Annotated in this window: 25 protein-coding genes; 18 read left to right on the top strand and 7 right to left on the bottom strand. The window is 57.1% G+C overall.

Annotated features, from left to right (window positions below; all coding sequences use genetic code 11):
- Window positions 1-59 precede the first annotated feature (59 nt).
- From BJ887_RS09960 to BJ887_RS23160, 4 genes are all read right to left on the bottom strand, one after another.
- On the bottom strand, window positions 60-557 hold the full coding sequence (locus tag BJ887_RS09960; protein WP_032670169.1) for a SprT family zinc-dependent metalloprotease: 498 nt from the start codon (window positions 555-557) through the stop codon (window positions 60-62).
- A gap of 58 nt (window positions 558-615) precedes the next feature.
- On the bottom strand, window positions 616-2,013 hold the full coding sequence (galP, locus tag BJ887_RS09955; protein ID WP_014171560.1) for a galactose/proton symporter: 1,398 nt from the start codon (window positions 2,011-2,013) through the stop codon (window positions 616-618).
- A gap of 367 nt (window positions 2,014-2,380) precedes the next feature.
- Complete coding sequence (metK, locus tag BJ887_RS09950) at window positions 2,381-3,535, bottom strand: methionine adenosyltransferase (RefSeq protein WP_014171559.1); 1,155 nt, start codon at window positions 3,533-3,535, stop codon at window positions 2,381-2,383.
- A 147-nt stretch (window positions 3,536-3,682) separates the two neighbouring features.
- Window positions 3,683-3,865 carry a hypothetical protein gene (locus BJ887_RS23160; RefSeq protein WP_025203262.1) on the bottom strand — a complete coding sequence of 61 codons (183 nt, stop codon included), beginning with the start codon at window positions 3,863-3,865 and terminating at the stop codon, window positions 3,683-3,685.
- Window positions 3,866-4,197: 332 nt separating this feature from the next.
- Between BJ887_RS23160 and yqgB the strand changes: the two genes are divergently transcribed.
- From yqgB to speB, 3 genes are all read left to right on the top strand, one after another.
- The gene (gene yqgB, locus BJ887_RS09940) at window positions 4,198-4,329 is read left to right on the top strand and encodes an acid stress response protein YqgB (protein ID WP_071605459.1); all 132 of its coding nucleotides are present in this window, start codon (window positions 4,198-4,200) and stop codon (window positions 4,327-4,329) included.
- 8 nt (window positions 4,330-4,337) lie between these two features.
- Window positions 4,338-6,314 (top strand): biosynthetic arginine decarboxylase, encoded by a 1,977-nt coding sequence (speA, locus tag BJ887_RS09935; RefSeq protein WP_020883700.1) that lies wholly within the window; start codon window positions 4,338-4,340, stop codon window positions 6,312-6,314.
- A 209-nt stretch (window positions 6,315-6,523) separates the two neighbouring features.
- Complete coding sequence (speB, locus tag BJ887_RS09930) at window positions 6,524-7,444, top strand: agmatinase (protein ID WP_014071686.1); 921 nt, start codon at window positions 6,524-6,526, stop codon at window positions 7,442-7,444.
- A gap of 3 nt (window positions 7,445-7,447) precedes the next feature.
- Here speB and BJ887_RS09925 read toward each other — a convergent pair whose 3' ends face one another.
- Window positions 7,448-8,659, bottom strand: a complete 1,212-nt coding sequence (locus BJ887_RS09925) for an MFS transporter (RefSeq protein WP_121339815.1) — start codon at window positions 8,657-8,659, stop codon at window positions 7,448-7,450.
- Window positions 8,660-9,076: 417 nt separating this feature from the next.
- Between BJ887_RS09925 and BJ887_RS09920 the strand changes: the two genes are divergently transcribed.
- From BJ887_RS09920 to BJ887_RS09855, 14 genes are all read left to right on the top strand, one after another.
- Window positions 9,077-9,400, top strand: coding sequence for a non-heme iron oxygenase ferredoxin subunit (locus BJ887_RS09920; protein WP_013098654.1), 324 nt, complete (start codon window positions 9,077-9,079; stop codon window positions 9,398-9,400).
- A complete protein-coding gene (locus BJ887_RS09915) occupies window positions 9,397-9,705 on the top strand; it encodes a recombinase-like helix-turn-helix domain-containing protein (protein ID WP_014171555.1) in 309 nt (102 codons plus the stop codon). The genes BJ887_RS09920 and BJ887_RS09915 overlap by 4 nt, the downstream gene beginning before the upstream one ends.
- A 10-nt stretch (window positions 9,706-9,715) precedes the next feature.
- Entirely contained in the window at window positions 9,716-10,738 is a 1,023-nt protein-coding gene (locus BJ887_RS09910) for an aromatic ring-hydroxylating dioxygenase subunit alpha (RefSeq protein ID WP_121339814.1), read from the top strand.
- Complete coding sequence (locus BJ887_RS09905; protein ID WP_032678944.1) at window positions 10,738-11,487, top strand: SDR family oxidoreductase; 750 nt, start codon at window positions 10,738-10,740, stop codon at window positions 11,485-11,487. Before BJ887_RS09910 ends, BJ887_RS09905 begins: the two co-directional genes overlap by 1 nt.
- Window positions 11,488-11,499: 12 nt before the next feature.
- On the top strand, window positions 11,500-12,288 hold the full coding sequence (locus BJ887_RS09900; RefSeq protein WP_020883705.1) for an IclR family transcriptional regulator: 789 nt from the start codon (window positions 11,500-11,502) through the stop codon (window positions 12,286-12,288).
- A 78-nt stretch (window positions 12,289-12,366) separates the two neighbouring features.
- Window positions 12,367-13,293 (top strand): VOC family protein, encoded by a 927-nt coding sequence (locus tag BJ887_RS09895; protein WP_025203264.1) that lies wholly within the window; start codon window positions 12,367-12,369, stop codon window positions 13,291-13,293.
- Window positions 13,290-14,477: an NAD(P)/FAD-dependent oxidoreductase gene (locus BJ887_RS09890; RefSeq protein WP_121339813.1), complete on the top strand. Its 1,188-nt coding sequence runs from the start codon at window positions 13,290-13,292 to the stop codon at window positions 14,475-14,477. The genes BJ887_RS09895 and BJ887_RS09890 overlap by 4 nt, the downstream gene beginning before the upstream one ends.
- Before the next feature lie 25 nt (window positions 14,478-14,502).
- Window positions 14,503-15,759, top strand: a complete 1,257-nt coding sequence (locus BJ887_RS09885) for an MFS transporter (protein ID WP_121339812.1) — start codon at window positions 14,503-14,505, stop codon at window positions 15,757-15,759.
- 10 nt (window positions 15,760-15,769) lie between these two features.
- A complete protein-coding gene (locus BJ887_RS09880; RefSeq protein WP_014171547.1) occupies window positions 15,770-16,300 on the top strand; it encodes a cupin domain-containing protein in 531 nt (176 codons plus the stop codon).
- 9 nt (window positions 16,301-16,309) lie between these two features.
- Window positions 16,310-17,080 carry an alpha/beta fold hydrolase gene (locus BJ887_RS09875; RefSeq protein WP_025203266.1) on the top strand — a complete coding sequence of 257 codons (771 nt, stop codon included), beginning with the start codon at window positions 16,310-16,312 and terminating at the stop codon, window positions 17,078-17,080.
- Window positions 17,064-17,858 carry an SDR family oxidoreductase gene (locus BJ887_RS09870; RefSeq protein WP_121339811.1) on the top strand — a complete coding sequence of 265 codons (795 nt, stop codon included), beginning with the start codon at window positions 17,064-17,066 and terminating at the stop codon, window positions 17,856-17,858. The genes BJ887_RS09875 and BJ887_RS09870 overlap by 17 nt, the downstream gene beginning before the upstream one ends.
- 9 nt (window positions 17,859-17,867) lie before the next feature.
- The gene (locus tag BJ887_RS09865) at window positions 17,868-18,638 is read left to right on the top strand and encodes an aspartate dehydrogenase (protein ID WP_020883712.1); all 771 of its coding nucleotides are present in this window, start codon (window positions 17,868-17,870) and stop codon (window positions 18,636-18,638) included.
- A 9-nt stretch (window positions 18,639-18,647) separates the two neighbouring features.
- Entirely contained in the window at window positions 18,648-20,117 is a 1,470-nt protein-coding gene (locus tag BJ887_RS09860) for an aldehyde dehydrogenase (protein WP_121339810.1), read from the top strand.
- Window positions 20,118-20,130: 13 nt separating this feature from the next.
- On the top strand, window positions 20,131-21,771 hold the full coding sequence (locus BJ887_RS09855; RefSeq protein ID WP_014171541.1) for a thiamine pyrophosphate-binding protein: 1,641 nt from the start codon (window positions 20,131-20,133) through the stop codon (window positions 21,769-21,771).
- Between the two features lie 59 nt (window positions 21,772-21,830).
- On the opposite strand, the gene BJ887_RS09850 is transcribed toward BJ887_RS09855, so the two are convergent.
- Entirely contained in the window at window positions 21,831-23,099 is a 1,269-nt protein-coding gene (locus tag BJ887_RS09850) for an OprD family outer membrane porin (RefSeq protein ID WP_063925575.1), read from the bottom strand.
- A gap of 220 nt (window positions 23,100-23,319) precedes the next feature.
- A complete protein-coding gene (locus tag BJ887_RS09845) occupies window positions 23,320-24,078 on the bottom strand; it encodes a M48 family metallopeptidase (RefSeq protein ID WP_020883714.1) in 759 nt (252 codons plus the stop codon).
- Between the two features lie 272 nt (window positions 24,079-24,350).
- Here BJ887_RS09845 and tkt point away from each other — a divergent pair, with 272 nt between their 5' ends.
- Window positions 24,351-26,342 carry a transketolase gene (gene tkt, locus BJ887_RS09840; RefSeq protein ID WP_047956078.1) on the top strand — a complete coding sequence of 664 codons (1,992 nt, stop codon included), beginning with the start codon at window positions 24,351-24,353 and terminating at the stop codon, window positions 26,340-26,342.
- Window positions 26,343-26,422 lie beyond the last annotated feature (80 nt).

Here is a 26,422-nt window from a genome sequence, read left to right as displayed (position 1 = left end):
CGAATGTTGTTCCTGTATGCAATCAGTCAGATCAGGAAAGTTCCTGAAAGTTCAGTTGGTTATTCCGCGACCAGCGGTTCACCACATTTGACGCAACGGTAGGTGGCCTCGCCGCGCACCACGCGATTATGACGGCGGACGGTAAGCTGATGCTGCTGACACTGGCAGCGGTAGGGGAAGGTATTGCGGCGTACCGACTCAAGTTCAAACTGATGGGTTCTGCGTGCCGGAACGCCCAGCACGGCTTCCATCATCCACTTCCACTCTTTGCCGTGGGGTGCCACGCGGCCAAAGTGTTTCCATACCAGCAGGTGCGCCAGCTCGTGCGGCACCACTTCCTCAATAAACGCCTGCTGATTTTCCAGCATCAGCACCGGGTTCAGACGGATCTCATAGGATTCGAGCCACGCCGTGCCCGCCGCCGTGCCACGCTGTTGGTAGACGAGTTTCGGCTCAGGGTAATTCCGGCCGAGTTTCAGGTTGGCCTGGGCGAGTTTTTCCCGCAGGCTGCGCATAACGGCTTGCTGAAGGGCGATGGGGAGACGGGGTGCTTTCATAGGGGCAGAGCATAAAGCGCGAAGCGGGGAGGTGCAAGAGGCACCTCCCGCCAGAGAATTAGTCGTGTGCGCCAATCTCGCGCAGTGGACGACCTTTCATCAGGTTACGTTCAATATGTTCCAGTGACACGTGTTTGGTTTCAGGAACCAGCCACAGCGTCAGAACAATAAAGAAGATGTTCAGGCCGGAGTAGACCCAGAAGGTGTTCGCGTTGCCCAGCGTATTGAGCATGGTCAGGAACGTCGCACCGACAATCATGTTGGCAATCCAGTTGGTCGCGGTGGAGCAGGTGATACCGAAATCACGCCCTTTCAGCGGCTGGATTTCAGAGCACAGCACCCAAATCAGCGGACCGGCGCTCATCGCAAACCCGACGATAAACATCAGCAGCATCCCCACAGCGAAATACTGGGCGGTTGGAGAGTGAATCCCCACGTGCATCATCGTGCCGAGAACACCCATACCGGCGGCCATCACCAGGAAGCCCAGCGTCAGGGTTGGCTTACGGCCCCAGCGGTCCACCAGACCGATAGCGATAAAGGTCGCCAGAACGTTGGTCAACCCAACGATGACGGTCCCCCACATCTGCTCGGTGGTGTTGGTATACCCCGCCAGTTCAAAGATTTTTGGCGCGTAGTACATGATGACGTTCATCCCGGTGAACTGCTGCATCACCTGCAGGAGCACGCCCAGGAATACCGCACGACGGAAGTTGCTGTTCTCTTTAAACAGCGCCCAGCCTGACTGTTTTACCTTCAGGCTCTCGCGGATCTCTTCCAGTTCGTTTTTCGCTTCCGCGCTGGTATCGCGCAATCGCAGCAGCACGCGTTCGGCATCGACGAAACGACGCTTCGCTGCAAACCAGCGTGGGCTGTCCGGCAGGAAGAAAACGCCAATCAGCAGCAGAATGGCAGGGATAATGATCACGCCAAGCATCCAGCGCCATGCGCCGCTGTAGCTGAAGGCGGTATCGGAAAGGTAAGCCCCGAGGATGCCGATGGTGATCATCAGCTGGTACATCGAAATCATACTGCCACGGATTTTCTCGGGTGCGATTTCAGAGAGATAGAGTGGGGCGGTATACGATGCCACACCCACGGCCAGACCAAGCAGCACGCGAGAAAGCAGCAATACCTCAACGTTTGGAGCCGCTGCTGAGAAGAGCGAACCGGCAACAAACAGGATTGCACCGATCATCAGGCTCTTTTTGCGGCCCAGCCTGAAAGAGAGCCAGCCGCTGCCCACGGCACCCACGGCCGCACCAAACATCATGGAACTTACTACCCACTCCTGGGTGTGAGCGCTTATCTGGAACTCTTCAGTGATAAAGGGTAACGCACCGGCAATCACGCCAATGTCCAGGCCAAAAAGTAATCCTGCCAGGGCGGCGAGGAAGCAGACGAAAAATGTCATCGCCTTATTGGACGTACGCCCCTGTTTTTTATTGTCAGGCATTATGCCCTCCAGTTGGGTTATCAGTTTTATCGATGTTAAGGGTAAGTGAGCAACCCGGATAAATATGTGAGATAAATCACATTGGTGTAATCGGTTACACTGGTGTGTAACCGTAAATAAAATTAAAGCTTTGAAAATATAGAGGTAAATTAGTTGATGCGCATCGCGTTTGAATGAATTTCAGACTTAACTGAAAGGAAATGTAACAGCATAAGACATGCGATCATGCAAAGAGATTATTCTGAAAGCGAGGTATATCGGGTGGGGTGTAATCGGTTTCACGCAAAGCGCAATGTCAGGCTATCTGGCTGACAAAAGCAAAAGGCCAGCACGAGGCTGGCCTTTTTTAACATTCGCTGTCAGTTGATTATTTCAGACCGGCAGCTTCACGCAGCAGAGCGGCTTTGTCGGTTTTTTCCCATGGGAAATGTTCACGACCAAAGTGACCGTATGCAGCGGTTTCTTTGTAGATTGGGTGCAGCAGATCCAGCATCTGAATCAGACCGTATGGGCGCAGGTCGAAGAACTCGCGCACCAGCAGTGTCAGTTGCTCGGATGGCACTTTCTCGGTACCAAAGGTTTCAACCATGATGGAGGTCGGTTCAGCCACGCCGATAGCGTAGGAAACCTGAATCTCACAGCGGTCAGCCAGGCCAGCAGCAACGATGTTTTTCGCAACATAACGCGCAGCGTACGCAGCAGAACGGTCAACTTTAGACGGGTCTTTACCGGAGAAGGCACCGCCACCGTGACGCGCCATGCCGCCGTAGGTATCAACGATGATTTTACGGCCGGTCAGACCGCAGTCACCCATTGGGCCGCCGATTACAAAGCGTCCGGTTGGGTTGATGAAGTATTTGGTTGCGGAGCTCAGCCATTCAGTTGGCAGAACCGGCTTGATGATCTCTTCCATCACTGCTTCCTGCAGGGATTTCTGGTCGATCTCTTCGGAATGCTGAGTAGACAGAACGACCGCGTCAATACCGACGATTTTGCCGTCGTCGTACTGGAAGGTCACCTGGCTTTTCGCATCAGGACGCAGCCATGGCAGGGTGCCATTCTTGCGCACTTCAGCCTGACGCTGCACCAGACGGTGTGCGTAGGTCACTGGCGCTGGCATCAGCACGTCAGTTTCGTTGGTTGCATAACCAAACATCAGGCCCTGGTCGCCCGCGCCCTGTTCCAGCGGATCGGCACGGTCAACGCCCTGGTTGATGTCCGGAGACTGTTTGCCAATTGCGCTCAGTACCGCACAAGAGTTGGCATCAAAGCCCATATCAGAATGGACATAACCGATCTCACGAACCGTGTTACGGGTGATCTCTTCGATATCCACCCATGCGCTGGTGGTGATCTCACCGCCAACCAGAACCATGCCGGTTTTGACGTAGGTTTCACACGCGACGCGCGCTTTTGGATCCTGCGTCAGGATCGCATCAAGCACCGCATCGGAGATTTGGTCAGCAATTTTATCTGGATGTCCTTCTGATACGGACTCGGACGTAAACAGGTGTTTTGCCATGTTTTATTTCACCTAAAAGGAATTTGTTTAGCTCAAGCTGCTGTGTGGAATAGCCAAAGGAGATAATTCTACCAAGGCCTGCAGGTTAATGACACTGGCAGTCTGAGTGTTAATCAGTATGGATGGATTAACATCTGGATGGCTATTTTAGGTCAGTTCTTCGCCCGATTTCCAGTTTTTTTTGACTAACCTCTCACTGAGTTGAATTCGCTGCTGGAAATTTTTCCTGACGGCGCTGGCAACCCGCGCATTTATCTTTTGCAATTTACCCCTGTTCTCGGTATAAAACGCGGCGCGCGGCTCATACCAATAAGCGCTCGATGAACTCATCGTGTCGCCACTTCCAGCCGGGTTAAGCAGTGAACTTTTAGCTTTGGCTTGTGGTCCGTTTCAGCAGGAGCGGCCGTGGAGGTGATACGAGATAATGAACCAGTGTTTTTCGCTAATTCAGCGCAGCCGTTCTGGCGCGTACTTGATTCCCGCAACCCGCATTTCTAATCTGCAAACCTGCCGATGTTATACCCATCTCGGGGCTTCTCAGGATTCCAGGGCCGGTCACGCTTTGTGAAAACTGAACAAGGGCGCTCTTGTTAAGACAAGAGTTTTCTCGTGGTTTCGCCGAACGTTGTCATAATTAAGTTCGGACACGTGTTTACAATGATATGAATATGAAACCGGTCGCACGGTCTGGTTTTCAGCATAGTCTGCTGGGAAATGGATCCGTTTATGGGTTGTTATCGCCGTATAACGCTGCGATAGTAGTCAACTGTTTTACACTTAATACAAAGAGTTGAGGTTCGCTATGTCTGACGACATGTCTTCGCTTTCGCCTTCGTCAGCGGGCGAACAGGGTGTACTACGTTCCATGCAGGAGGTTGCGATGAGCTCCCAGGAAGCCAGCAAGATGCTGCGCACTTACAATATTGCCTGGTGGGGCAATAACTACTACGACGTCAACGAACTGGGCCATATCAGCGTTTGCCCGGATCCTGACGTTCCTGAAGCGCGCGTGGATCTCGCCAAACTGGTGAAAGCACGCGAGGCGCAGGGCCAGCGTTTGCCTGCACTGTTCTGCTTCCCGCAGATCCTGCAACATCGTCTGCGTTCCATTAACGCCGCGTTTAAACGCGCGCGTGAATCTTACGGCTATAAAGGTGATTACTTCCTGGTTTACCCTATCAAGGTGAACCAGCACCGCCGCGTGATTGAATCCCTGATCCACTCCGGTGAACCGCTGGGCCTGGAAGCAGGTTCCAAAGCGGAGCTGATGGCCGTGCTGGCACATGCTGGCATGACCCGTTCGGTGATCGTCTGCAACGGTTATAAAGACCGTGAATACATTCGTCTGGCGCTGATTGGCGAAAAGATGGGCCACAAGGTCTATCTGGTTATCGAGAAGATGACAGAGATCGCTATCGTGCTGGAAGAGGCGGAGCGTCTGAACGTTATCCCGCGTCTGGGCGTGCGTGCGCGTCTGGCGTCGCAGGGTTCCGGTAAATGGCAGTCCTCAGGCGGCGAAAAATCCAAATTTGGTCTCGCGGCGACCCAGGTTCTGCAGCTGGTTGAGATTCTGCGTGAGCGTGGTCGTCTGGACAGCATTCAGCTGTTGCACTTCCACCTCGGCTCGCAGATGGCCAACATTCGCGACATCGCCACCGGCGTACGCGAATCAGCACGTTTTTACGTTGAGCTGCACAAGCTTGGCGTAAACATTCAGTGCTTCGACGTGGGCGGTGGTCTGGGCGTGGATTATGAAGGTACCCGCTCGCAGTCCGACTGTTCCGTGAACTACGGCCTGAACGAATATGCCAATAACATCATCTGGGCGATTGGCGATGCCTGTGAAGAGCACGGCCTGCCGCACCCAACGGTGATCACCGAGTCTGGTCGCGCGGTTACCGCACACCACACCGTGCTGGTATCGAACATTATCGGCGTTGAACGCAGTGAAATTTCCGAGGTAACCCCGCCGGCTGAGGACGCGCCTCGTGCGCTGCAAAGCATGTGGGAGACCTGGCAGGAGATGCACGAGCCGGGTACCCGCCGTTCGCTGCGCGAGTGGCTGCACGACAGCCAGATGGATCTGCATGATATTCATGTGGGGTATTCATCGGGCACGTTCAGCCTGCAGGAACGCGCATGGGCAGAACAGCTTTATCTGAACATGTGCCACGACGTACAGCAGCAGCTGGACCCGAGCAACCGTGCTCACCGTCCGATTATTGACGAACTGCAGGAGCGCATGGCGGACAAAATGTACGTCAACTTCTCGCTGTTCCAGTCGATGCCGGATGCCTGGGGTATCGATCAGCTGTTCCCGGTTCTGCCGCTGGAAGGGCTGAACCACGCCCCGGAACGTCGTGCGGTGCTGCTGGACATCACCTGCGACTCCGACGGTGCTATCGATCACTACGTCGACGGCGACGGTATCGCGACCACGATGCCTATGCCAGAGTACGATCCGGAGAACCCGCCGATGCTGGGCTTCTTCATGGTCGGTGCTTATCAGGAGATCCTCGGCAACATGCATAACCTGTTCGGTGACACCGAAGCGGTTGACGTGTTTGTCTTCCCTGACGGCAGCGTGGAAGTTGAGCTGTCCGACGAGGGGGACACCGTGGCGGATATGCTCGAATACGTTCAGCTGGATCCGAAAAAGCTGCTGACCCAGTTCCGTGACCAGGTGAAAAATACCGGTCTGGACGATGCGCTGCAGCAGCAGTTCCTGGAAGAGTTTGAAGCGGGTCTTTACGGATACACCTATCTGGAAGACGAGTAAGTAAACCTGCCTCTCTCTGTTGGAGAGGGGCGGCGTGAGGGCAAGGGGCAATACCCTCGCCTATACTCACTTGAACCCGTATGAATTAGCGGCGATAATTCGCCCCAATAAGCGATTTACAAATCAATCCCTTCCTCGTCGGGTTTAACGACGCGGAGGGGATTTTTTTTCATCTGTTTTTAATGTATCGACTTTAAAGAGGTCAGGACATGAGCACTTTAGGCCATCAGTACGATAACTCTCTGGTATCTAACGCGTTTGGTTTTTTACGTCTCCCGATGAACTTCCAGCCGTACGACAGTGACGCTGACTGGGTGATCACCGGCGTGCCGTTTGATATGGCCACGTCAGGCCGTGCTGGTGGCCGTCATGGTCCGGCAGCTATTCGTCAGGTCTCCACTAACCTGGCCTGGGAGCACAACCGCTTCCCGTGGAACTTCGACATGCGCGAGCGCCTGAACGTGGTTGACTGCGGTGACCTGGTGTACGCCTTTGGCGACGCGCGCGAGATGAGTGAAAAACTGCAGGCCCATGCCGAAAAACTGCTGGCTGCCGGTAAACGCATGCTCTCCTTCGGGGGTGACCACTTCGTCACGCTGCCGCTGCTGCGTGCTCACGCGAAGCACTTCGGTAAGATGGCGCTGGTGCATTTTGATGCCCATACCGACACCTACGCGAACGGCTGTGAATTCGACCATGGCACCATGTTCTTCACCGCGCCAAACGAAGGTCTGATCGATCCAAACCACTCTGTGCAGATTGGTATTCGTACCGAGTTTGATAAAGATAATGGCTTCACCGTGCTGGATGCCGGCCAGGTGAACGATCGCGGCGTGGATGACATCATCGCTCAGGTAAAACAGATTGTCGGCGATATGCCGGTTTACCTGACCTTCGATATCGACTGCCTGGATCCGGCGTTTGCCCCGGGCACCGGCACGCCGGTGATCGGCGGCCTGACCTCTGACCGCGCCATCAAACTGGTGCGCGGCCTGAAGGATCTGAACATCGTGGGTATGGACGTGGTGGAAGTGGCTCCGGCTTACGACCAGTCAGAGATCACTGCTCTGGCAGCGGCCACCCTCGCGCTGGAAATGCTCTACATCCAGGCCGCGAAAAAAGGCGAATAAGCCTTACGCCCGGATTGCTGCTGCGCGACGCATGCGCAGCAGCAACATGCCTCCTGCCAGCAGGGTGATAACCTGCGAGACGACCAGCACCGAAAACCCTGAGCTGACTGAACCCACCGATTTCATCACCATCCCCATCAGCAGCGGAATAAACGCCGCGCAAATATTCCCAATCCCGTTGATGATCCCGTAGGCACTGCCAACGGCTTCCCGCGCCGCATGATGCTGGATAACCGCCGGAATGGCGGCCCCCTGAAGTCCCCAGAAAATATTGGCCGAGAGCATAAACAGCGCCAGCCAGCCGGGCTGGTGGCTCAGCATCAGCATGACGACGGAACTCGCCGTTAAGATCCCGCCCACCACAAACAGCAGCGGTGCCTGGTCCGGGCGCATTTTGTCGAGCAGCACACCGCCCAGAAACTTTGAGCCAAGACTCAGCAGAAAGGGGATAGACGCGAGAAAGCCGGTCGCGTGCAGGGAGAAGTGGTGTTCATCGCGCAGCCAGGCCGGAAGCCAGGCGCTGCTGCCCCAGAGATAACTCAGCGTGGCGATTTCAACCAGCAGGATCCAGCCCAGAAGCGGCGTCTGCCAGGCAAGCGTAAAGGTCTGCACAAACCCGGACGTTCGGCGCTTTTCCGTATGTTGAGGGGCCGGCAGGAAACGCCAGATTAACCCTCCACCCAGCGCCAGATTGATCGCCGCGAGGGCATAAAATGAGCCCGCCCAGCCAAGGTGTGCCATCAGCCAGGTGATCAGCGGAAAGCCTACCGCCAGCCCCAGTGAAACGCCCAGCGCGGTAATGGCGTTGGGCTTACCAATTTCCCCGGCGCTAAAGTTATCGCTGATAAAGCGTGTTTTCAGTGAAAAGAGTGGGCCTTCGGCAATGCCCAAAATCAGTCGGGCGATGAGCATGCCCATCAGCGACCCCAGCAGTGGCGAGATGGCGCAGACCACGGCCCATATCGCAATGCTGGTTAACAATCCCTGTCGGTAATGTAATTTGCTTTCGATAACTGGGGTCAATAGTAAAGCGGAAAAACCATAACCCAGCAAAAAGCAGGTCATGAGCATTCCTTGTAACATTCTGTTTTCATTTAGCTGAAAATGTTCGGCAAATTCAGGGTTTAAAATCATCACCGAGATATTTACGCGGTCAACGTAGGAAATAATAATGAGCACCAGAAGTGCCAACGTGCCTTGCCATCTTGCCGTCATTTAATCCGCCTTAATCGTGCTGTCTGTTTATATTTTTTATGAACGTTATTGTCACGTAACTAAAATGATTCACCTGTGAAACTCATTGTTTTAATGAGATAAATTAAATTAAAGTTTCACAGGTGAAACACCAGAGGTATGCGCGCATATAATTTTTAAGGAATAAAAATAAAAGAAGTCAATCTCTATTTTAAAAAATAAAAGATCATCAAAAAAATGTATTCATTCACGCCTGAATAATGAAAATTTCATATCGCTGCATTTTTTCGTGATCGCTTGCACACTTAGCTAATTAAACCTCTACTGATTAACAAATTCGTCACATTCGCGCTTGACGAAACATTCTTCGCTTTTATATTGACCGTATTAAATAAGAAACAAAGTTTCATATATGAAACAAAAGCCTGGAGGATCGTGATGAGCTGGATAGGCGTATGTGACGCAGAACAAGTACAGGAAGATTTCCCTTTTAGCGGTAACGTCGAGGGCAAAGAGATCGGCGTTTATTTGATTGATGGCGAATATTACGCACTGGAAGACGTATGCCCGCACGCTTACGCGCTGCTGAGTCAGGGTTTCGTCGAGGACGGTAAAGTGGAATGTCCGCTGCATGAGGCGGTTTTCGATGTCAAAACCGGACAGTGCCTGCACGGCCCCGGCGGACGTAACCTCAATCGTTACCCGGTTCGGGTATTTGAAAACCAGATCCAGATTACCTTCGTCGAGGAGACAGTGGCATGAGCGAAAGTCTGAACTTCAACCCGGCGCTGCCGGAAAGCCGTCAGTTTACCCCTCCGGCTGAGGGCGGTAACGGCGCCATCCATAAGCCCGGTGATTACCAGAACCTGATCTGGCAGACCCGCAGCCGCGTACCGGAAAACTGGGAAATCACGCTTATCTCCACGCTGGAGGACCTTTTCGAACAGGGGGCTGAAACCGTGCCGGAACTGGTCAACGGACTGAACGCGGTACGTATGCACGATCAGCAGGGCGAGCCATGGAGCGATGCCAGCTTCCAGGCTTTCTTACAGGTTAACGGCTACTGAGGGCAATGCGATGACGACTACCGTACAAAACTATCTTGATAAAGGTCTGCGCGGCCTCTGGTACCCGGTGCTGGCCAGCTGGGAAGTTCAGTCTGCGCCCGTGGGGATCACCCGTCTGGGCGAACAGATTGTGGTCTGGCGCAACAAAGATGGGCAGGTGCAGGCGCTGGAAGATCGCTGTCCGCACCGTGGCGCGCGTCTGTCGATGGGCTGGAATCTGGGCGATCGTATCGCCTGCTGGTATCACGGCGTGGAAGTGGCGGGCAACGGCGAAGTGAAGGATGTGCCTGCGGTGGACAAATGTCCGCTGGTCGGCCAGCAGTGTGTGCGCAGCTACAACGTGCAGGAAGTGCACGGGGCCATCTTCCTCTGGTTTGGCATTACCGCCGATCAGCAACCCGACGAACTGAGCTTCCCGGACGAACTGGCTGACACCGACGCCTACAGCAATTTTCTCTGCACCGCCGCGTGGAAATGCAATTACCAGTACGCACTGGAAAACGTGATGGACCCGATGCACGGCACCTATCTGCACTCTTCGTCGCACTCTATGGCGGAAGGGGATCGCAAAGCGGATATGGTTCTGCAGCCGACGAAAACCGGGTTTATCTTCGAGAAAAAAGGCCAGAGCGGCGTCAACTTCGACTGGGTTGAGCTGGGCAACAGCGGCACCTACTGGATGCGTTTGTCCATTCCTTATAAGAAGCGTTTCGGGCCGGGCGGTCACTTCTTCATTGTTGGCATGGTGGTGCCGGAAGATAACGATAACTGCCGCGTCTTCTTCTGGCGTATCCGCCGCGTGCAGGGCTGGCAGCGCGATATGTGGCGTTTCATGTACCGTAACCGTCTGGAAAAACTGCACTGGGAAGTCCTTGAGCAGGACCGCGTGGTACTGGAGAGCATGGCGCCAGATGCACGGGAACATGAATACCTTTACCAGCATGATGTGGGACTCTCGCGCCTGCGCCGCATGATGCAAAAAGCGGCGAAAGAGCAGCTGGCTGCGCGTGAAGCTCAGCAGGGAGCCGCCTGATGAATGGGCTGCTGAACGGGAAACGCATCGTGGTGACCGGTGCCGCGCGTGGGCTGGGCTTTCATTTCGCGAAAGCCTGCGCAGAGCAGGGCGCGGCGGTGGTGATGTGCGACATCCTTCAGGGCGAGCTGGCTGAAAGCGCGCATGGCTTAAGTGAGAAGGGCTATGCGATTGAATCACACGTTATCGATCTGGCCGATCCGCTCTCCATTTCGCGGGTGTTCAGCACCATTGGCAAACAGGGACCGATCGACGGTCTGGTCAATAACGCAGCGATGGCGACCGGGGTCGGCGGCAAGGACATGCTTGATTACGATCCGGATCTGTGGGACCGGGTGATGAGCGTTAACGTTAAAGGCACCTGGCTGGTTACCCGGGATGCGGTACCGCTGCTGCGCGAAGGGGCAGCCATTGTCAATGTGGCTTCCGATACCGCGCTGTGGGGCGCGCCGCGTCTGATGGCCTACGTGGCCAGCAAGGGCGCCGTGATTGCCATGACCCGTTCAATGGCACGTGAGCTGGGTGAAAAACGCATTCGTATTAACGCCATCGCCCCGGGCTTAACCCGCGTCGAAGCGACGGAATATGTTCCTGCAGAGCGGCATCAGCTTTACGAAAACGGCCGGGCGCTCACCGGGGCGCAGCAGCCGGAAGACGTCACCGGCAGCGTGGTCTGGCTGTTAAGCGATCTGTCGCGGTTTATCACCGGACAGCTGATTCCGGTCAACGGCGGTTTTGTCTTTAACTGAGGTAAAGCAACTATGGCAAGCGATCACGAAGTGAAGTACCTGGTGCCGGGGCTGGAGCGAGGCTTACAGCTGCTGCTGGCCTTTGGCGAGCAGCACCGTGAACTGACCTTTGCCGAGCTGCACAGGCTGGTCGATATGCCGAAAGCCACCGCCTACCGCGTGGTACAAACGCTGGAATACATGGGTTTTCTGGAGCGCAACACGCGAACCAATACCTTCTCGCTTGGCATGAACGTCCTGCGTCTGGGCTTTGAATACATCGCCTCACTGGATGTGGCGCAGGTCGGTCAGCCGGTCATCGAGCAGCTGCGTGACGTCAGCCAGTGCAGCAGTCATCTGGCGATCCGCGACGGGCGCGACATCATCTATATCGCCCGCGTCAGCGCCGCCGGTTCTCGCATCAATCAGGTGAGCATTGGTACCCGTTTGCCGGTGCACTGCACGTCGCTGGGGCGCATGCTGCTGACCGATATTTCGCGAGCCGATTTCGAACAGCTGTTCCCGCACGAGCGTCTGCCGGGCAACACGCCGGGCCAGATCCACGACCGTGAAGCGTTGTGGCAGATGGTGCAGCAGGACAAAGCACGCGGCTATGTGATCGGCGAATCCTTCTTCCGTCATGGCATCTCCTCCATCGTTTATCCGGTGTATGACCGCAGCGGAAGGGTGGCGGCCGTGGTGAGCATTCTGGTGCCTTCGGAGGAGATCCCGCAGACCGATCGCGAGCGCCTGCAAAACGATGTCCGCATGGCGGCGGATAAAATTTCTGGCTTCTTAGGGTATTTGTCACAGGCCAGTTAAATCATCAGGTTAACGCCAGGCGCTTCATTGCGTCGGGCATGTTTTACGCCCAATCTGGGCCAGACGAGGCAACGAACGATGTGTATAACCGGAATTGAAAAGCTGGAATTTGGCGTCGAAAACCTGACGCACTGCGCCAAATTTATGCGTGATTTTGGCCTGACGGGCGATGCCAGCGGCCAGCGTTTTACTACCCTGAGCGGCGCGCGTGTGGAGCTTAATCCTGTCGACAGCCCTGACCTGCCGCCAGCGTTTGAAGCAGGAAATACGTTGCGCCGGATGACCTGGGCAGTCGCCACCCGGGACGATCTGGAGGCGCTGCGCCCGAAGCTTGAGAAGCAGCCCGGTTTTCGTGAGGTGGGCGACGCGCTGGAGTGCCGCGATCCGAACGGCATGACCCTGCGCGTACAGGTCAGCCATCAGGTGCCGGTGGAGCTGAACGTCGAGCCGATTAACCAGTGGGGCGATGCCCGCCGTATCGACACGCCAAGCCCGGTCTACGATCGCGCCCAGCCTATTAACGTGGGCCACGTGGTGTTCTTCGTGGAGGAGCTGGCGGCGGTGGAGACGTTCTACCGTGAGGTACTTGGGTTCCAGGTGTCTGACCGCTACATCAACCGTGCGGTGTTCCTGCGCTGTGGCGTGCGCGGCGGGCATCACAACCTGTTCCTTCTTCAGCTGCCTCACCGTAAGCGGGGGCTGAACCACGTGGCCTTTACCGTACGCGACATTCACGAGGTGATCGGCGGTGGGATAGCGATGAACAAAAACGCCTGGAGCACCTTTATTGGCCCGGGGCGTCATCCGGTCTCCTCGGCCTATTTCTGGTACGTCAACAGCCCAACCGGCGGGGCGTTTGAATACTACACCAACGATGATTACCTCACCGAAAACTGGCAGCCGCGCGAGCTGGAACATTCGCTGGTGTCGTTCACCGAGTGGGCGGTTGAGGGTGGGATTGACCACGACACTCGCCGTCAGCAGAAAAAGCCGGAGGCGGTATGACCTCGCGCATTGTCATTATTGGCGGCGGTCAGGCAGGTGGCTGGGCGGCGAAAACCCTGCGTGACGAAGGCTTCGACGGCGAGATTTGCGTCGTGGCGGAAGAGGCGTGGGATTTCTACGAACGCCCGCCGCTGTCCAAGGCTGCGTTACTGGAGCCGGACGCGCCGCTACCGCGTCTCTTTCCTGAAGCGGCGCAACAGGCATTGAACCTGACATGGTGCCGGCCGGTGCGCGCGGAATCTCTCGATTGTCACGCGAAAACGGTGCGCTTAAGCAACGGTGAATGCCTTAGTTACAACATTCTTTTGATTGCTACCGGTGGTCGGGCGCGTCTGCCGGGCGACGCGTGGGCGGCCCACCCGCAGGTCTATACCCTGCGCCACTGGCAGGACGCACAGCGGCTGAAGGCGTGCCTGGCTGAGAGTCAAAACCTGGCGATTATCGGCGGAGGCTGGATTGGCCTGGAGATTGCGGCCTCCGCGCGTAAATGTGGCGTCGCCGTGACGCTGTTTGAGCAGCAGCCCGCGCTGTGCATGCGTTCGGTGAGCGCCGAGGTATCGCAGCAGCTGGAAACACTTCACCGGGAACAGGGCGTGGATATCCGCACCGGCTGCGGAGCGCTGGAGCTGGAAGATAACAATGGTCTGCCGGTCATTCACTGTGACGGCCAGCGTGAAACCTTTGATGCCGTGGTCGTCGGGATCGGTGTTGATCTCAATCTGGAGCTGGCGCGCGATGCGGGTCTGCAGACTGAGCGCGGGATCGTGGTGGACGCTCAGGGGCGAACGTCGGATCCGTTTATTTTTGCTGCCGGTGATGTGGCCCAGCACCATCACTATGGGCTGTGCATTCAGTCGTGGGCCTTTGCCCAGAATCAGGCGGTTGCCACGGCAAAGGCGATGCTCAATCCCGATGCCCCCGGCTATGACGACGCGCCGTGGCTGTGGTCGGATCAATACCAGCACAACATTCAGATCCTCGGTATTCCGCAGGCCGGCTGCACAACCCTTGCCCGGGATAATGCGCTGTTTTTCTCACTGGATGAAAACGGACGGCTGACCCAGCTGGTGGCGTTCAACGATGCGCGTACCGTCAAGCTGGCGAAGCGCTGGATGGCTGCCGGAAGGGATCTGTCCGATGTGCCGCTGGCTGACCCGACTTTTTCACTGATGTCATTGCGATAGCTAACCCGCACCCGTAGGGGGAGACATGACCACATTTGAGACTAACACCGCGCCGGTTGAGGCAAGCGGTGAGGGCACCCGCACGCCCGAAAAAGCGGTGCGCTGGACCATTCCGCTGTCATTGCTGGCCTGCGTGCTGCTGGCATTTTTCGACAAAATCAGCATTGCGGCGCTCTTTTCCGACAGCCATTTCCAGCAGGCGATGGGCATTGATTTTGACACCACGCGCCTCGGCATTCTGATGAGCGCCTTCCTGCTGAGCTACGGCTTCTCATCGGTCTTTTTAAGCGGACTGGGGGACAAGATTGCGCCGCTTCGCCTGCTCACCGGCATGATGGTGGTGTGGTGCGTGCTGATGGTGGCCATGGGGTTTACCCATAACTACACGGTCATGATCGTCCTGCGCATTTTGCTGGGCGTGGCAGAAGGGCCGCTGTTTCCACTGGCGTTTGCCATTGTGCGGCATAACTTCCCGCAGCATCTGCAGGCGCGAGCGACCATGTTGTGGCTGCTGGGTACCCCGGTAGGCGCGGCGGTTGGCTTCCCTCTTTCTATCTGGCTGCTGAATGCCTTCGGCTGGCAGAGCACCTTCTTTGTGATGGCGATGCTCACCGTGCCGGTGCTGGTGTTTGTGCGCATCGGCCTGCGCGGGATCCGTCTGGGTGCCAAACCGGCTGCGGATCGCGAATCACAGGATGAACGACGTGCCGCGCGGCGCGAGCTGTTTGTCAGCCCGTACTTCTGGATTATCTGCATCTTTAACATCGCGTTTCTCACCTACCTGTGGGGGATCAATGGCTGGCTGCCGGGTTACCTGATTAAAGGGAAAGGCATTCATCTTGAACACGCGGGCTGGCTGTCGTCGATGCCGTTTATTGCCATGCTGGCGGGTGAGGTGATTGGCGCATGGCTTTCTGACCGGGTCGATAAACGCGCGGTGGCCTGCTTTATCTCGATGGCTGGCGCGGGATTAGGCCTGACGGCGGTCATGCATCTTGATACCCCGCTGGCCGTTATCGCGGCGATGAGCTTTAGCACCTTTATGTGGGGCACCGGTGCGCCGAACATTTTCGCACTGCTGGCGAAGGCGACCCATCCCCGGGTGAGCGCGACGGCGGGCGGTATTTTCAACGGGCTGGGAAACTTTGCGGGCGCGCTGTCGCCGGCGGTGATGGGCGCGTTGATCGCCTTCACCCACAGCATGGATTCCGGGCTGATTTTTCTGGCGGTGATGGCGGCGGTGGGCTGCGTCCTGTTACTGCCGCTGCTGAGACGTTACTGAGGAGAGTGTCATGACTGATTCAACCGTAACTGCAAAACCAGGCATTAAACCTGACCATCTGACCATGGAAGAGTGGGTCGAGTCGCGCATTGCGCGCTTTGAAGGGCGTAAATATGACTGGAACGCGCTGAAGTTCCAGGCCGATTTCGATCCTAAATACCGCCGTGCGCAGATGCGCTACATCGGTACCGGGGCGACGGGCGTGGCAAGCGATACCAATACCGTGCCGGCTGAGCACTTTACCTTCTCCACCATGGTGCTGCCGTCGAAGTGCGAGGGACCATTGCATCTGCATGACGACGTGGAAGAGGTGTTCTTCATGCTTAAAGGGCAGATCACGCTGATGATCCAGGACGGCGATCACTACACCGAAACCGTGCTGCGCGAACGCGATCTGATCTCCGTTCCGCCGGGCATCTATCGCGGTCTGTTCAATCATGGTGAAGAAGAGGCGCTGATGTGCGTGATGCTCGGCACCAACAAGCCGGAAATCCCGACCTATCCGGCCGATCACCCGCTGTCGAAAGTGAAGCGGAACTAAGGGGGCGCGATGACGGGCTTTCGTGAACAGGGAAGCGGCATCCCGCTGATGCTGCTCCACGGCATCAGCTCCGGCGCTGCCTCCTGGCATAAACAGATGGCGCTGAACGGTTTTCGCGTGCTGGCGTGGGACATGCCCGGTTATGGCGAAAGCCCGATGCTGGCGGTTGAGCGCGCCAACGCGGGGGATTACGCCGACGCGCTAGCGGCCATGCTGGACCGCGCGGGCGTCTGGCAGGTCGTTCTGGTCGGGCATTCGCTTGGGGCCCTGGTGGCAAGCGCCTTTGCGGCGAAGTATCCCGAACGCGTACTGCATCTGGTACTGGCCGATGCCGCGCAGGGTTACGGCCAGGCCGAGCCGGCTCAGCGCGAGCAGGTCTGGCGTAACCGGGAGCAGCAGATGGCGCTTGGGGGCGAGATCCTGGCGCAAACCCGGGCCGCTAAATTATTACGCCCGGGCGCGCGTGAGGACGATATTGCCACCGTTGCGGCGGGCATGCGCAAACTGCGCCCGGAAGGCTACCTCGCTGCCGCATGGATGCTGGCACATGACGATATTCACGGCTGGCTGAAGCGTTACGCCGGTGACTTTGAAGTCTGGTGCGGCGAGCAGGACGCCATTACCCAGCCTGAGCTGGTTCAGGGGCTGGCGCTACGTTACGGCATGCCGTTTACCGCGATTCCCCTGGCCGGGCACGCCAGCTATCTCGATAACGACGCGTTTTTTAATCAACAGCTTTTACGTATCAACGAAGAGGTGCGCGATGAATGCACAAATTGACGGGCGCGTAGCGGTAGTCACCGGCGGTTCTTCTGGCATTGGTTTTGAAACACTGCGCTTGCTGCTGGGCGAGGGGGCAAAAGTGGCTTTCTGTGGCCGCGACCCGGACCGGCTTGCCAGCGCGTATGCGTCGCTGCAAAACGAATTCCCTGATGGCGAGATTTTCTCTCACCGCTGCGACGTGCTGGACGCAGACCAGATTCAGATCTTCGCCCAGGCCGTTAAGTCCCGCTTTGGCGGGACAGACTTGCTGATTAATAACGCCGGACAGGGGTATGTGGCGCACTTCAATGACACCCCGCGCGAGGCCTGGCTGCATGAAGCCGAACTGAAACTGTTTGGGGTGATTAACCCCGTGCAGGCTTTTCAGGCGCAGCTGGAGCAATCGGATATTGCCTCCATTACCTGCGTGAACTCGCTGCTGGCGCTGCAGCCAGAGGAACACATGATTGCCACCTCTGCAGCACGTGCCGCGCTGCTCAATATGACGCTCACGCTCTCGAAAGAGCTGGTGAGTAAGGGTATCCGCGTGAATTCCATTTTGCTTGGCATGGTGGAATCCGGCCAGTGGCGGCGTCGCTTTGAGAACCGGGCGGATAAAAGTCAGAGCTGGCCGCAGTGGACGGCGGATATTGCCCGCAAACGCGGCATCCCGATGGCGCGTCTCGGTAAGCCGCAGGAGCCTGCGCAGGCTCTGCTGTTCCTCGCTTCGCCGCTGGCTTCGTTTACCACCGGTGCGGCGCTGGACGTTTCCGGCGGCTTCTGCCGTCATCTGTAAGGACACATCATGAAAAAAATCATGTTAATCGGCTACGGTGCCATGGCGCAGGCGGTCATTGAGCGTCTGCCCGAGCAGGTGGCCATCGGCTGGATCGTGGCGCGCGAGACGCATCATGCCGCGATTCGCCAGCAGTTTGGCGATGCGGTGGTGGCACTGACCTCGCCCGCATTATGTACGGATACTCCCGATCTGGTGCTGGAATGTGCCAGCCAGCAGGCGGTGGCGCAGTACGGGGAAGCGATTTTACGCCGTGGATGGCATCTGGCGGTGATCTCCACCGGCGCGCTGGCTGACAGCGCGCTGGAACAGCGTCTGCTTAACGCAGGCGGAAAGCTGACGTTGCTCTCCGGGGCGGTGGCGGGCATTGATGGCCTGGCAGCAGCAAAAGAGGGCGGGCTTGAGAAGGTGACCTACCAGTCGCGTAAAAGCCCGGCCAGCTGGCGCGGCAGCTATGCCGAGCAGCTTATCGATCTTAACGCCGTGTCCGAGGCGCAGATCTTCTTTGAAGGCAGCGCACGTGAAGCGGCACGACTGTTTCCGGCCAACGCCAACGTGGCGGCGACCGTGGCACTTGGCGGCGTGGGGATGGATGATACCCGTGTGCAACTGATGGTTGACCCGGCCACTCAACGCAATACCCACACGCTGCACGTCGAAGGGATGTTTGGCGAGTTCCATCTGGAGCTGAGCGGGCTACCGCTTGCCAGCAACCCCAAAACCTCCACCCTGGCGGCACTCAGCGCGGTTCGCGCCTGCCGTGAACTGACGCAGCGCTGAGGAGCGACGATGGACGATCTTAACATTTTCATTGGCGGCAACTGGCGGCGTGGCGGTGGTAACCTGATGCAGAGCCATTTCCCGGCAGACGGTGCGGTGAACGCCACGCTCCACGCGGCAAGCCTGGACGATCTGCAGGAGGCTATCGACGCCGGAGAGCGCGCGTGGCGCGATCCTGCCTGGCGTAACAGCCTGCCGCATACGCGTGCAAAGATCCTGCATAAGGTGGCGGATCTGATTGAGTCCCGCGTCGATGAACTGGCCCGCATGCAGAGTCGCGACAACGGTAAACCGCTGGCGGAAGCGCGAGGGTTGGTGATGAGCGCGGCAGGCACGGCGCGTTATTTTGCCGCCGCCTGCGAGCTGCTGGAAGGTGAACTGCCGACCCCACGCCAGCCTGATGTGCTTACCCTCAGCCGATATGAACCGCTCGGTGTGGTGGCGGCTATCACGCCCTGGAATTCCCCCATTGCCAGCGAAATGCAGAAAGTGGCGCCGGCCATTGCTGCCGGTAACGCGGTGGTTCTCAAACCAGCCGAAGCCACCCCGCTGATGGCGCTGGAGCTGGCGCGTATTTTTGAGCAGGCAGGCTTACCCGCCGGGCTGCTGAGCGTGCTGCCGGGCAAAGGCTCGGTGATTGGCGATGCGCTGGCGCGTCACCCGAAAGTGCGAAAAATCTCCTTTACCGGTGGCACCACCACGGGCCGTCATCTGGCGCACGTGGCGGCGGAAAAATTGATCCCGGCCTCGCTGGAACTGGGCGGTAAATCCCCGACCATCGTGCTGGAAGATGCCGACGTTGAGCTGGCTGCGCGCGGGATCTGCTACGGCATTTTCAGCTCTGCAGGTCAGGCCTGTATTGCCGGTTCGCGGCTCTTTATCCATGAGCGCCTTTACGCCCCGCTGATGGCGAGGCTGCTGGAATTAACGCGCGGCCTGCGGGTCGGGCATCCCTTTACCGACGGCACCCATGTGGGACCGCTGATTAACGACGCGCACCGCAAGAGCGTGCAGGCTTACGTTGAACTGGCAAAGCGTGAAGGGGGCCGCGTGCTGTGTGGCGGGGAGAGTCCTGCCGATCCACTGCTGGCAAACGGCAGTTACTTCCAGCCCACCATCATTGAAGGCCTGACCAACAGCGCGCGCGCCTGTCAGGAGGAGATCTTCGGCCCGGTGCTGGTGGCGATGCCCTTTAGCGATGAAGCCGCGTTGATCCGTGAGGCGAATGACTCCGTTTATGGCCTTGCCGCCGGGATCTGGACGCGGGATACCGGGCGCGCCCTGCGCCTGAGCGAGCAGCTTGAAGCGGGCACGGTGTGGATAAACACCTACAAAGTGTTTGCAATTTCGACCCCGTTCGGGGGCTTTAAAGAGAGCGGTCTGGGCCGCGAAAAGGGCATTCAGGGGCTGAAAGCCTGGATGCAGCAAAAGAGCATTTATCTGGCGACGGGTAACAGCGTCAACCACTGGTGCGACTGAGAAAGGGTGAGTAATGAGCGAAATGATAACCGTCGGCGACGCCATCGCCAGAACGCTGGAGCAGTATCAGGTTGAGGCCATCTACGGCGTCATCTCCATCCACAATTTACCCATCGCCGATGCGGTAGGGCAGCGCGGGAATATTCGCTTTGTACCCGCACGTGGCGAAGCGGGGTCGGTCACCATGGCCGATGCCCACGGCCGTTTTTCCGGGCTCGGCGTGGCGCTGACCAGTACCGGCGCCGGGGCGGGTAACGCCGTCGGCGCGCTGGTGGAAGCCATGAATGCCTGCACGCCGCTGCTGCATATCACGGGCCAGGTGGAAAAAGCCTGGCTGGATGCCGACACCGGCTTTATCCACGAAACCCGCGACCAGCTGACCTTCCTGAAGGCCAGCTCAAAACGGGCATACCGCATCAGCAACGCGAACCAGGCGATAGCGATCCTTCACAAGGCCATTCAGGAGGCGCAAACTCCGCCGTGCGGGCCGGTTTCCGTGGAGATCCCGATTGATATTCAGGGGGCGAAAATCCCCGTGTCGCTGATCACCGCTCCGGTGAAACCGACGTCGGTTTCCGCGGTTGATACGGCAGTGGTCGACACGCTGTGGGCGCAGCTTAAACAGGCCAGACAGCCGCTGCTGTGGCTGGGGGGCGGAGCGCTTGGTAGCGCTGATGCGGTAAAAAAACTGGCGGATGCGGGAGTGACGGTTATCTCCAGCACCCACGCACGCGGCGTGCTGCCGGACAGCCATCGCGCCAGCCTGCGGGCGTTTCATAACTCGCCGTCAGTTGAGGCGTTGATCGCCCAGTGCGACTTTACGCTGGTCGCTGGCTCACGCCTGCGCAGCAACGAAACCCGCTCGTGGACGCTTGAATTACCGCATCCCCGCGTCCAGATTGATATCGACCCCGCGGCGGCGAGCCGCAACTATCTGATGGACACAACCCTTGTGGCCGACTGCGCGGCGCTGTTAACCGCGCTGGCGGCTAAAGCGCAGGGGCGTGAATGGGGCGATGCACAGTGGGATACACAGGTGCAGCAGGCGCTGGCGAAAGCCGTTGCGGGACTGCGTGAGCAGTGCGGTGCTTATGCGAAGCTCAACGACGCCATCGAGAACGCGCTGCCGCAAGATGGCCTGCTGGTCCGTGATATCACCGTATCCGGAAGCCTGTGGGGCAGCCGTTTGTTCCGCGCTAATGGACCGCTGATGAACATTCACTCGCTGGCAGGCGCCATCGGCATGGGGCTACCGATGGCGATTGGCACGGCGATTGCCAACCCGCAACGCAAAGTGGTGGGGCTGGTGGGTGATGGTGGCGTAAGCCTGAATCTGGGCGAGATGGCAACGCTGGCGCAGGAGAAGGCCAACGTGACGCTGCTGGTGATGAACGACGGCGGTTACGGCGTCATGCGCGGCATTCAGGATAAGTATTTCGGCGGGCGTCAGTATTATAACGAGCTGCATACCCCGGACTTTACGCAGCTGGCGCATGCGATGGGGTTACAGGCGTGGAGCGTCGAACGGGCGGAGGATTTTGACGCGGTGATGACCGAAGCGCTTGCCATGCCAGGACCATCGGTAGTGGAAGTGCGGATGGGACAGATTGGCGCGCTTAAGTTTGCCGGGCCGCCGCAGAAGACGTTGTATTAAGCGTGTTTACCCTCACTCCAGCCCTCTCCCTTAGGGAGAAGGGCGGGTGAGGGGCTTAATCAGAACACGTTAAACGGGTATTCCACGTACGCGCGGATCTCATCCCCGCCCACGTTATAGTCGCTGGCGTTGCTGGACACGCGCAGGACGGAGTAACGGAGTTTCAGTTTCAGATCTTTAGCCGGGCCGTCCTGCACCTGATACTGGAGCTGGTTAAACCATTCATGCTCTTTACCGTTGCTGGTTTCAGAGGTCTTGATGTTGTCGCCACGCACGTAAGCTGTGGTCCAGCTCAGGCCTGGTAAACCCAGACCGCCGAAGTCCAGTGCGTAAGAAGCCTGCCAGGAGCGCTCGTCTTCGCCGTTGAAATCAGACCAGTACGAGTTCGCCAGCCAGATGGTATTGCCGCCGTCACCTACGCCACCCTGATCGCGATAGCTACCATAGTGATAGCCGGTGCTGCCGCTGCTCTGCTGATACGCCACCTTGAAGGTATGAATATCCCAGATGTAGCTTGCCGCCAGGCTCCAGATGCTATTGCTGCGTCCGGTATCAAGGCTGTCTGCGTAGCGCTGATCCAGGCGTGAGTTATAGCCGTTAAAATCGAGCACCAGTTGTTGCCCGGTGCTGAACGGCTGTTTGAAGTTCATTCCCAGGTACTGCTTGTTCATCACCTCTTCCACATGAGAGGCATACAGCGCACCGCTGAACTGGTCGTTGAACTGGTAACTTGCACCGCCGAAGGAGAGGCTCTTCAGGCCGCTGTCGTGGCGGTCGTCACTTTTGCGCTGCTCATCGGTGAAGTAACCGGCGTTCACTTCCAGACCCGCGATCTCTTTTGAGGTCAGCATGGTGCCGGTAAAGCTTTCAAACAGCAGACGGGAATTGTCGGCATTAACAATCGGTAATTCCGGACGCTGGTTACCGTAGCTCAGCACGGTATTGGAAATACGCATTTTTGCTGTGGCGCCAAATTTCGCCAGATCGGATTTAGCCCGGCCATCGTCTTCCTGTTTAAAGAAGTCAATGCCGCCCGCGCCGCTCTTTCCACGACCGCCATCCAGACGCACGCCATACTGGGCAATGCCGTCCACACCAAAGCCAACCAGCCCTTCGGTATAGCCGGATTCAAACGTGGCAACGATACCCTGACCCCATTCGGCTTTGTCCTGCTGGCCCTGATGATAATCACGGCTGATATACGCATTGCGTAAAAACAGATCTAAATGGCTGTCATCAACAAAGCCTTTGCTGTCGGATTGCTGGCTTGCAACGGCGGGTAATGCGGCGAATAAACTTAACGCAATTAATGATAATTCTTTTTTCACGGAGGGAACGTCTCTGTCTTAATATTGTAAATTGAATTACTGCGAGCTCGATAATTACCCGAATGGTAAATGATTGCAATAATTATGTGACGAGACGTTTCAGGGCAATAAGCCAGTGTTTGCGCGGCTTAGAAAGGTACTAAAGTACTATTACCGATATGTGCGGTTAAATTAACAATTCATGCGAAATAAAAAGGAGGCAAATATGCCTCCTTTCGAATTATTTAATTCCGTCTGCGGCCATACGGTCGCGAATATGCTGTGCGCGCTCTTCTGACGCCGGGTGGTCATCAAACATAGAGCTCTGGCGACCGGCTTCCAGTTTGGCCAGTTTTTCGAAGCTGGTGGCTAAACCTGATGGATTAATGCCGCGTTTGCGCAACAGATCGTAGGAGTAGTCATCCGCTTCGGATTCCTGACGCTGCGAAAACTGAGAGTTAACCAGCTTTTCACCCACATCGCCAAGCTGCGACTGTGACAGGCTGCCGACGATACCGCCCGTAGACGCCGCCGCGGCGCGGATGGCGTTAGTGCCTAACGCAACCTGCATGCCTTTCTTCACGTGGCCAAGTGCAACGTGGCCCATTTCATGGCCGATAACCGCTTCAACTTCGTTGTCGGTCATCATATCCATCAGCCCGCTGTAAACGCGGATGCAGCCGTTCGCCATCGCGAAGGCGTTTACATCTTTGGCCATGTACACCTTATAGTTCACCGGCTGGCCATTAATGTTATCACCCAGCGCGGAGGCTATCTTATTCAGACGCTGCGTGTAGGTACTATTGGCCGGGGCAAGCGTGGCTTTTCCGTCCATATCTTTACAGGCCTGGTCGCTCAGCGCTTTAACCTGTGCGTCGCTCAGGGAGTAGGCCTGAAAGGCTTCTGCGCCTGAGGACATCAGGCCGTTAGAATCCATATTCTGACAGCCGCTCAGCAGGAGCGTTGTACCCAGGGCCAGCACTATTGCACGCATTTTCATGATGTCGCTTCCGTACTCGTTAATCTGAATAAAATCTGAAAAGTGCACCGGCAACGAAGCCGGGGTCGGGCTAAGTATAAGGAATATCTACGGGGCCGGGCGAGCAGATTGCGCAACATGCGAGCATGATCCAGAGATTTCTTAAGCTGCAAAAGAATGCTCCATGTACATGACATGCCGCTTGGGTTACATTGTTGGCACTTTTTTCCGGCGTAGCCCAAAACGCGCTGTCGTCAAGGGCATGGCCTTTAACAGTCCGATCTGGAGTTAAAATGTCCTCACGTAAAGAGCTTGCTAATGCTATTCGTGCGCTGAGCATGGACGCAGTACAGAAAGCCAAATCCGGCCACCCGGGCGCCCCAATGGGTATGGCTGATATCGCCGAAGTCCTGTGGCGCGATTTCCTGAACCACAACCCGCAGAACCCTTCCTGGGCTGACCGCGACCGTTTCGTGCTGTCTAATGGCCACGGCTCAATGCTGATCTATAGCCTGCTGCACCTCACTGGCTACGATCTGCCAATTGAAGAGCTGAAAAACTTCCGCCAGCTGCACTCCAAAACGCCAGGTCACCCGGAAGTGGGTTACACCGCAGGTGTAGAAACCACCACCGGCCCGCTGGGTCAGGGTATTGCTAACGCGGTGGGTATGGCGATTGCCGAGAAAACCCTGGCCGCGCAGTTCAACCGTCCAGGTCATGACATTGTTGACCACTTCACCTACGCATTCATGGGCGACGGCTGCATGATGGAAGGCATTTCTCACGAAGTGTGCTCCCTGGCAGGTACCCTGAAGCTGGGCAAACTGGTTGCGTTCTATGACGACAACGGCATCTCCATCGACGGTCACGTTGAAGGCTGGTTCACTGACGACACCGCGAAGCGTTTCGAAGCTTACGGCTGGCACGTTGTGCGTGGCGTTGACGGTCACGATGCTGACTCGATTAAACGTGCAGTAGAAGAAGCGCGCGCTGTGACGGACAAGCCGTCACTGCTGATGTGCAAAACCATCATTGGTTTCGGTTCTCCGAACAAAGCGGGTACCCACGATTCCCACGGTGCGCCACTGGGCGACGCGGAAATCGCTCTGACGCGCGAAGCGCTGGGCTGGAAATATTCTGCTTTCGAAATCCCATCTGAAATTTACGCGCAGTGGGATGCTAAAGAAGTGGGTCAGGCGAAAGAATCCGCATGGAACGAGAAGTTCGCTGCCTATGCGAAAGCCTTCCCACAGGAAGCGGCTGAATTTACCCGTCGTATGAAGGGTGACATGCCGTCTGACTTCGACGCCAAAGCGAACGAGTTCATTGCTAAACTGCAGGCGAACCCATCCAAAATCGCCAGCCGTAAAGCCTCTCAGAATGCGATTGAAGCGTTCGGTCCGCTGCTGCCAGAATTCCTGGGCGGCTCCGCTGACCTGGCGCCATCTAACCTGACAATCTGGTCTGGTTCTAAAGCAATCAACGAAGACACTGCCGGTAACTACATCCACTACGGTGTGCGTGAATTCGGTATGACTGCGATTGCAAACGGTATCTCCCTGCACGGTGGTTTCCTGCCGTACACCTCTACCTTCCTGATGTTTGTCGAGTACGCGCGTAACGCCGTGCGTATGGCTGCGCTGATGAAACAGCGTCAGGTGATGGTCTACACCCACGACTCCATCGGTCTGGGCGAAGATGGTCCAACTCACCAGCCGGTAGAGCAGGTGGCTTCCCTGCGCGTGACGCCAAACATGAGCACATGGCGTCCATGTGACCAGGTTGAGTCCGCCGTGGCGTGGAAATACGGTGTTGAGCGTCAGGACGGTCCAACCGCACTGATCCTCTCCCGTCAGAACCTGGCACAGCAGGAGCGTACTCCAGAGCAGCTGGCGAACATCGCCCGTGGTGGTTACGTGCTGAAAGATTGCGCGGGTCAGCCAGAGCTGATCTTCATCGCGACCGGTTCTGAAGTTGAGCTGGCTGTTGCCGCATGGGAAAAACTGTCTGCCGAAGGCGTTAAAGCGCGCGTGGTTTCCATGCCGTCTACCGATGCGTTCGACAAGCAGGATGCCGCCTACCGCGAATCCGTACTGCCTAAAGCCGTTACCGCGCGCGTGGCAGTAGAAGCGGGTATCGCTGACTACTGGTTCAAATATGTGGGCCTGAACGGCGCAATCGTCGGCATGACCACCTTTGGTGAATCTGCTCCGGCAGAACTGCTGTTCGAAGAGTTCGGCTTCACCGTTGAAAACGTTGTCGCGAAAGCAAAAGAACTGCTGTAATCGTTTGTAGGGGAGGGGCGCGAGCCCCTGTCCGTGCTCTCACTGAGAAGAGGGCGCAAACACCCTAAACGGTAACCTTT

Source organism: Enterobacter sp. WPR_3_1, from assembly GCF_003635055.1.
Classification (GTDB): domain Bacteria; phylum Pseudomonadota; class Gammaproteobacteria; order Enterobacterales; family Enterobacteriaceae; genus Enterobacter; species Enterobacter ludwigii.
The sequence above is the reverse complement of the archived record's forward strand: the minus strand, read 5'-3'. Positions and strand labels throughout refer to the sequence as shown.

Coding starts and splice junctions, on each gene's coding strand:
- BJ887_RS09960 (WP_032670169.1), bottom strand. CDS start 557: ATGAAAGCACCCCGTCTCCCCATCGCCCTTCAGCAAGCCGTTATGCGC.
- galP (WP_014171560.1), bottom strand. CDS start 2,013: ATGCCTGACAATAAAAAACAGGGGCGTACGTCCAATAAGGCGATGACA.
- metK (WP_014171559.1), bottom strand. CDS start 3,535: ATGGCAAAACACCTGTTTACGTCCGAGTCCGTATCAGAAGGACATCCA.
- BJ887_RS23160 (WP_025203262.1), bottom strand. CDS start 3,865: ATGAGTTCATCGAGCGCTTATTGGTATGAGCCGCGCGCCGCGTTTTAT.
- yqgB (WP_071605459.1), top strand. CDS start 4,198: ATGAATATGAAACCGGTCGCACGGTCTGGTTTTCAGCATAGTCTGCTG.
- speA (WP_020883700.1), top strand. CDS start 4,338: ATGTCTGACGACATGTCTTCGCTTTCGCCTTCGTCAGCGGGCGAACAG.
- speB (WP_014071686.1), top strand. CDS start 6,524: ATGAGCACTTTAGGCCATCAGTACGATAACTCTCTGGTATCTAACGCG.
- BJ887_RS09925 (WP_121339815.1), bottom strand. CDS start 8,659: ATGACGGCAAGATGGCAAGGCACGTTGGCACTTCTGGTGCTCATTATT.
- BJ887_RS09920 (WP_013098654.1), top strand. CDS start 9,077: ATGAGCTGGATAGGCGTATGTGACGCAGAACAAGTACAGGAAGATTTC.
- BJ887_RS09915 (WP_014171555.1), top strand. CDS start 9,397: ATGAGCGAAAGTCTGAACTTCAACCCGGCGCTGCCGGAAAGCCGTCAG.
- BJ887_RS09910 (WP_121339814.1), top strand. CDS start 9,716: ATGACGACTACCGTACAAAACTATCTTGATAAAGGTCTGCGCGGCCTC.
- BJ887_RS09905 (WP_032678944.1), top strand. CDS start 10,738: ATGAATGGGCTGCTGAACGGGAAACGCATCGTGGTGACCGGTGCCGCG.
- BJ887_RS09900 (WP_020883705.1), top strand. CDS start 11,500: ATGGCAAGCGATCACGAAGTGAAGTACCTGGTGCCGGGGCTGGAGCGA.
- BJ887_RS09895 (WP_025203264.1), top strand. CDS start 12,367: ATGTGTATAACCGGAATTGAAAAGCTGGAATTTGGCGTCGAAAACCTG.
- BJ887_RS09890 (WP_121339813.1), top strand. CDS start 13,290: ATGACCTCGCGCATTGTCATTATTGGCGGCGGTCAGGCAGGTGGCTGG.
- BJ887_RS09885 (WP_121339812.1), top strand. CDS start 14,503: ATGACCACATTTGAGACTAACACCGCGCCGGTTGAGGCAAGCGGTGAG.
- BJ887_RS09880 (WP_014171547.1), top strand. CDS start 15,770: ATGACTGATTCAACCGTAACTGCAAAACCAGGCATTAAACCTGACCAT.
- BJ887_RS09875 (WP_025203266.1), top strand. CDS start 16,310: ATGACGGGCTTTCGTGAACAGGGAAGCGGCATCCCGCTGATGCTGCTC.
- BJ887_RS09870 (WP_121339811.1), top strand. CDS start 17,064: ATGAATGCACAAATTGACGGGCGCGTAGCGGTAGTCACCGGCGGTTCT.
- BJ887_RS09865 (WP_020883712.1), top strand. CDS start 17,868: ATGAAAAAAATCATGTTAATCGGCTACGGTGCCATGGCGCAGGCGGTC.
- BJ887_RS09860 (WP_121339810.1), top strand. CDS start 18,648: ATGGACGATCTTAACATTTTCATTGGCGGCAACTGGCGGCGTGGCGGT.
- BJ887_RS09855 (WP_014171541.1), top strand. CDS start 20,131: ATGAGCGAAATGATAACCGTCGGCGACGCCATCGCCAGAACGCTGGAG.
- BJ887_RS09845 (WP_020883714.1), bottom strand. CDS start 24,078: ATGAAAATGCGTGCAATAGTGCTGGCCCTGGGTACAACGCTCCTGCTG.
- tkt (WP_047956078.1), top strand. CDS start 24,351: ATGTCCTCACGTAAAGAGCTTGCTAATGCTATTCGTGCGCTGAGCATG.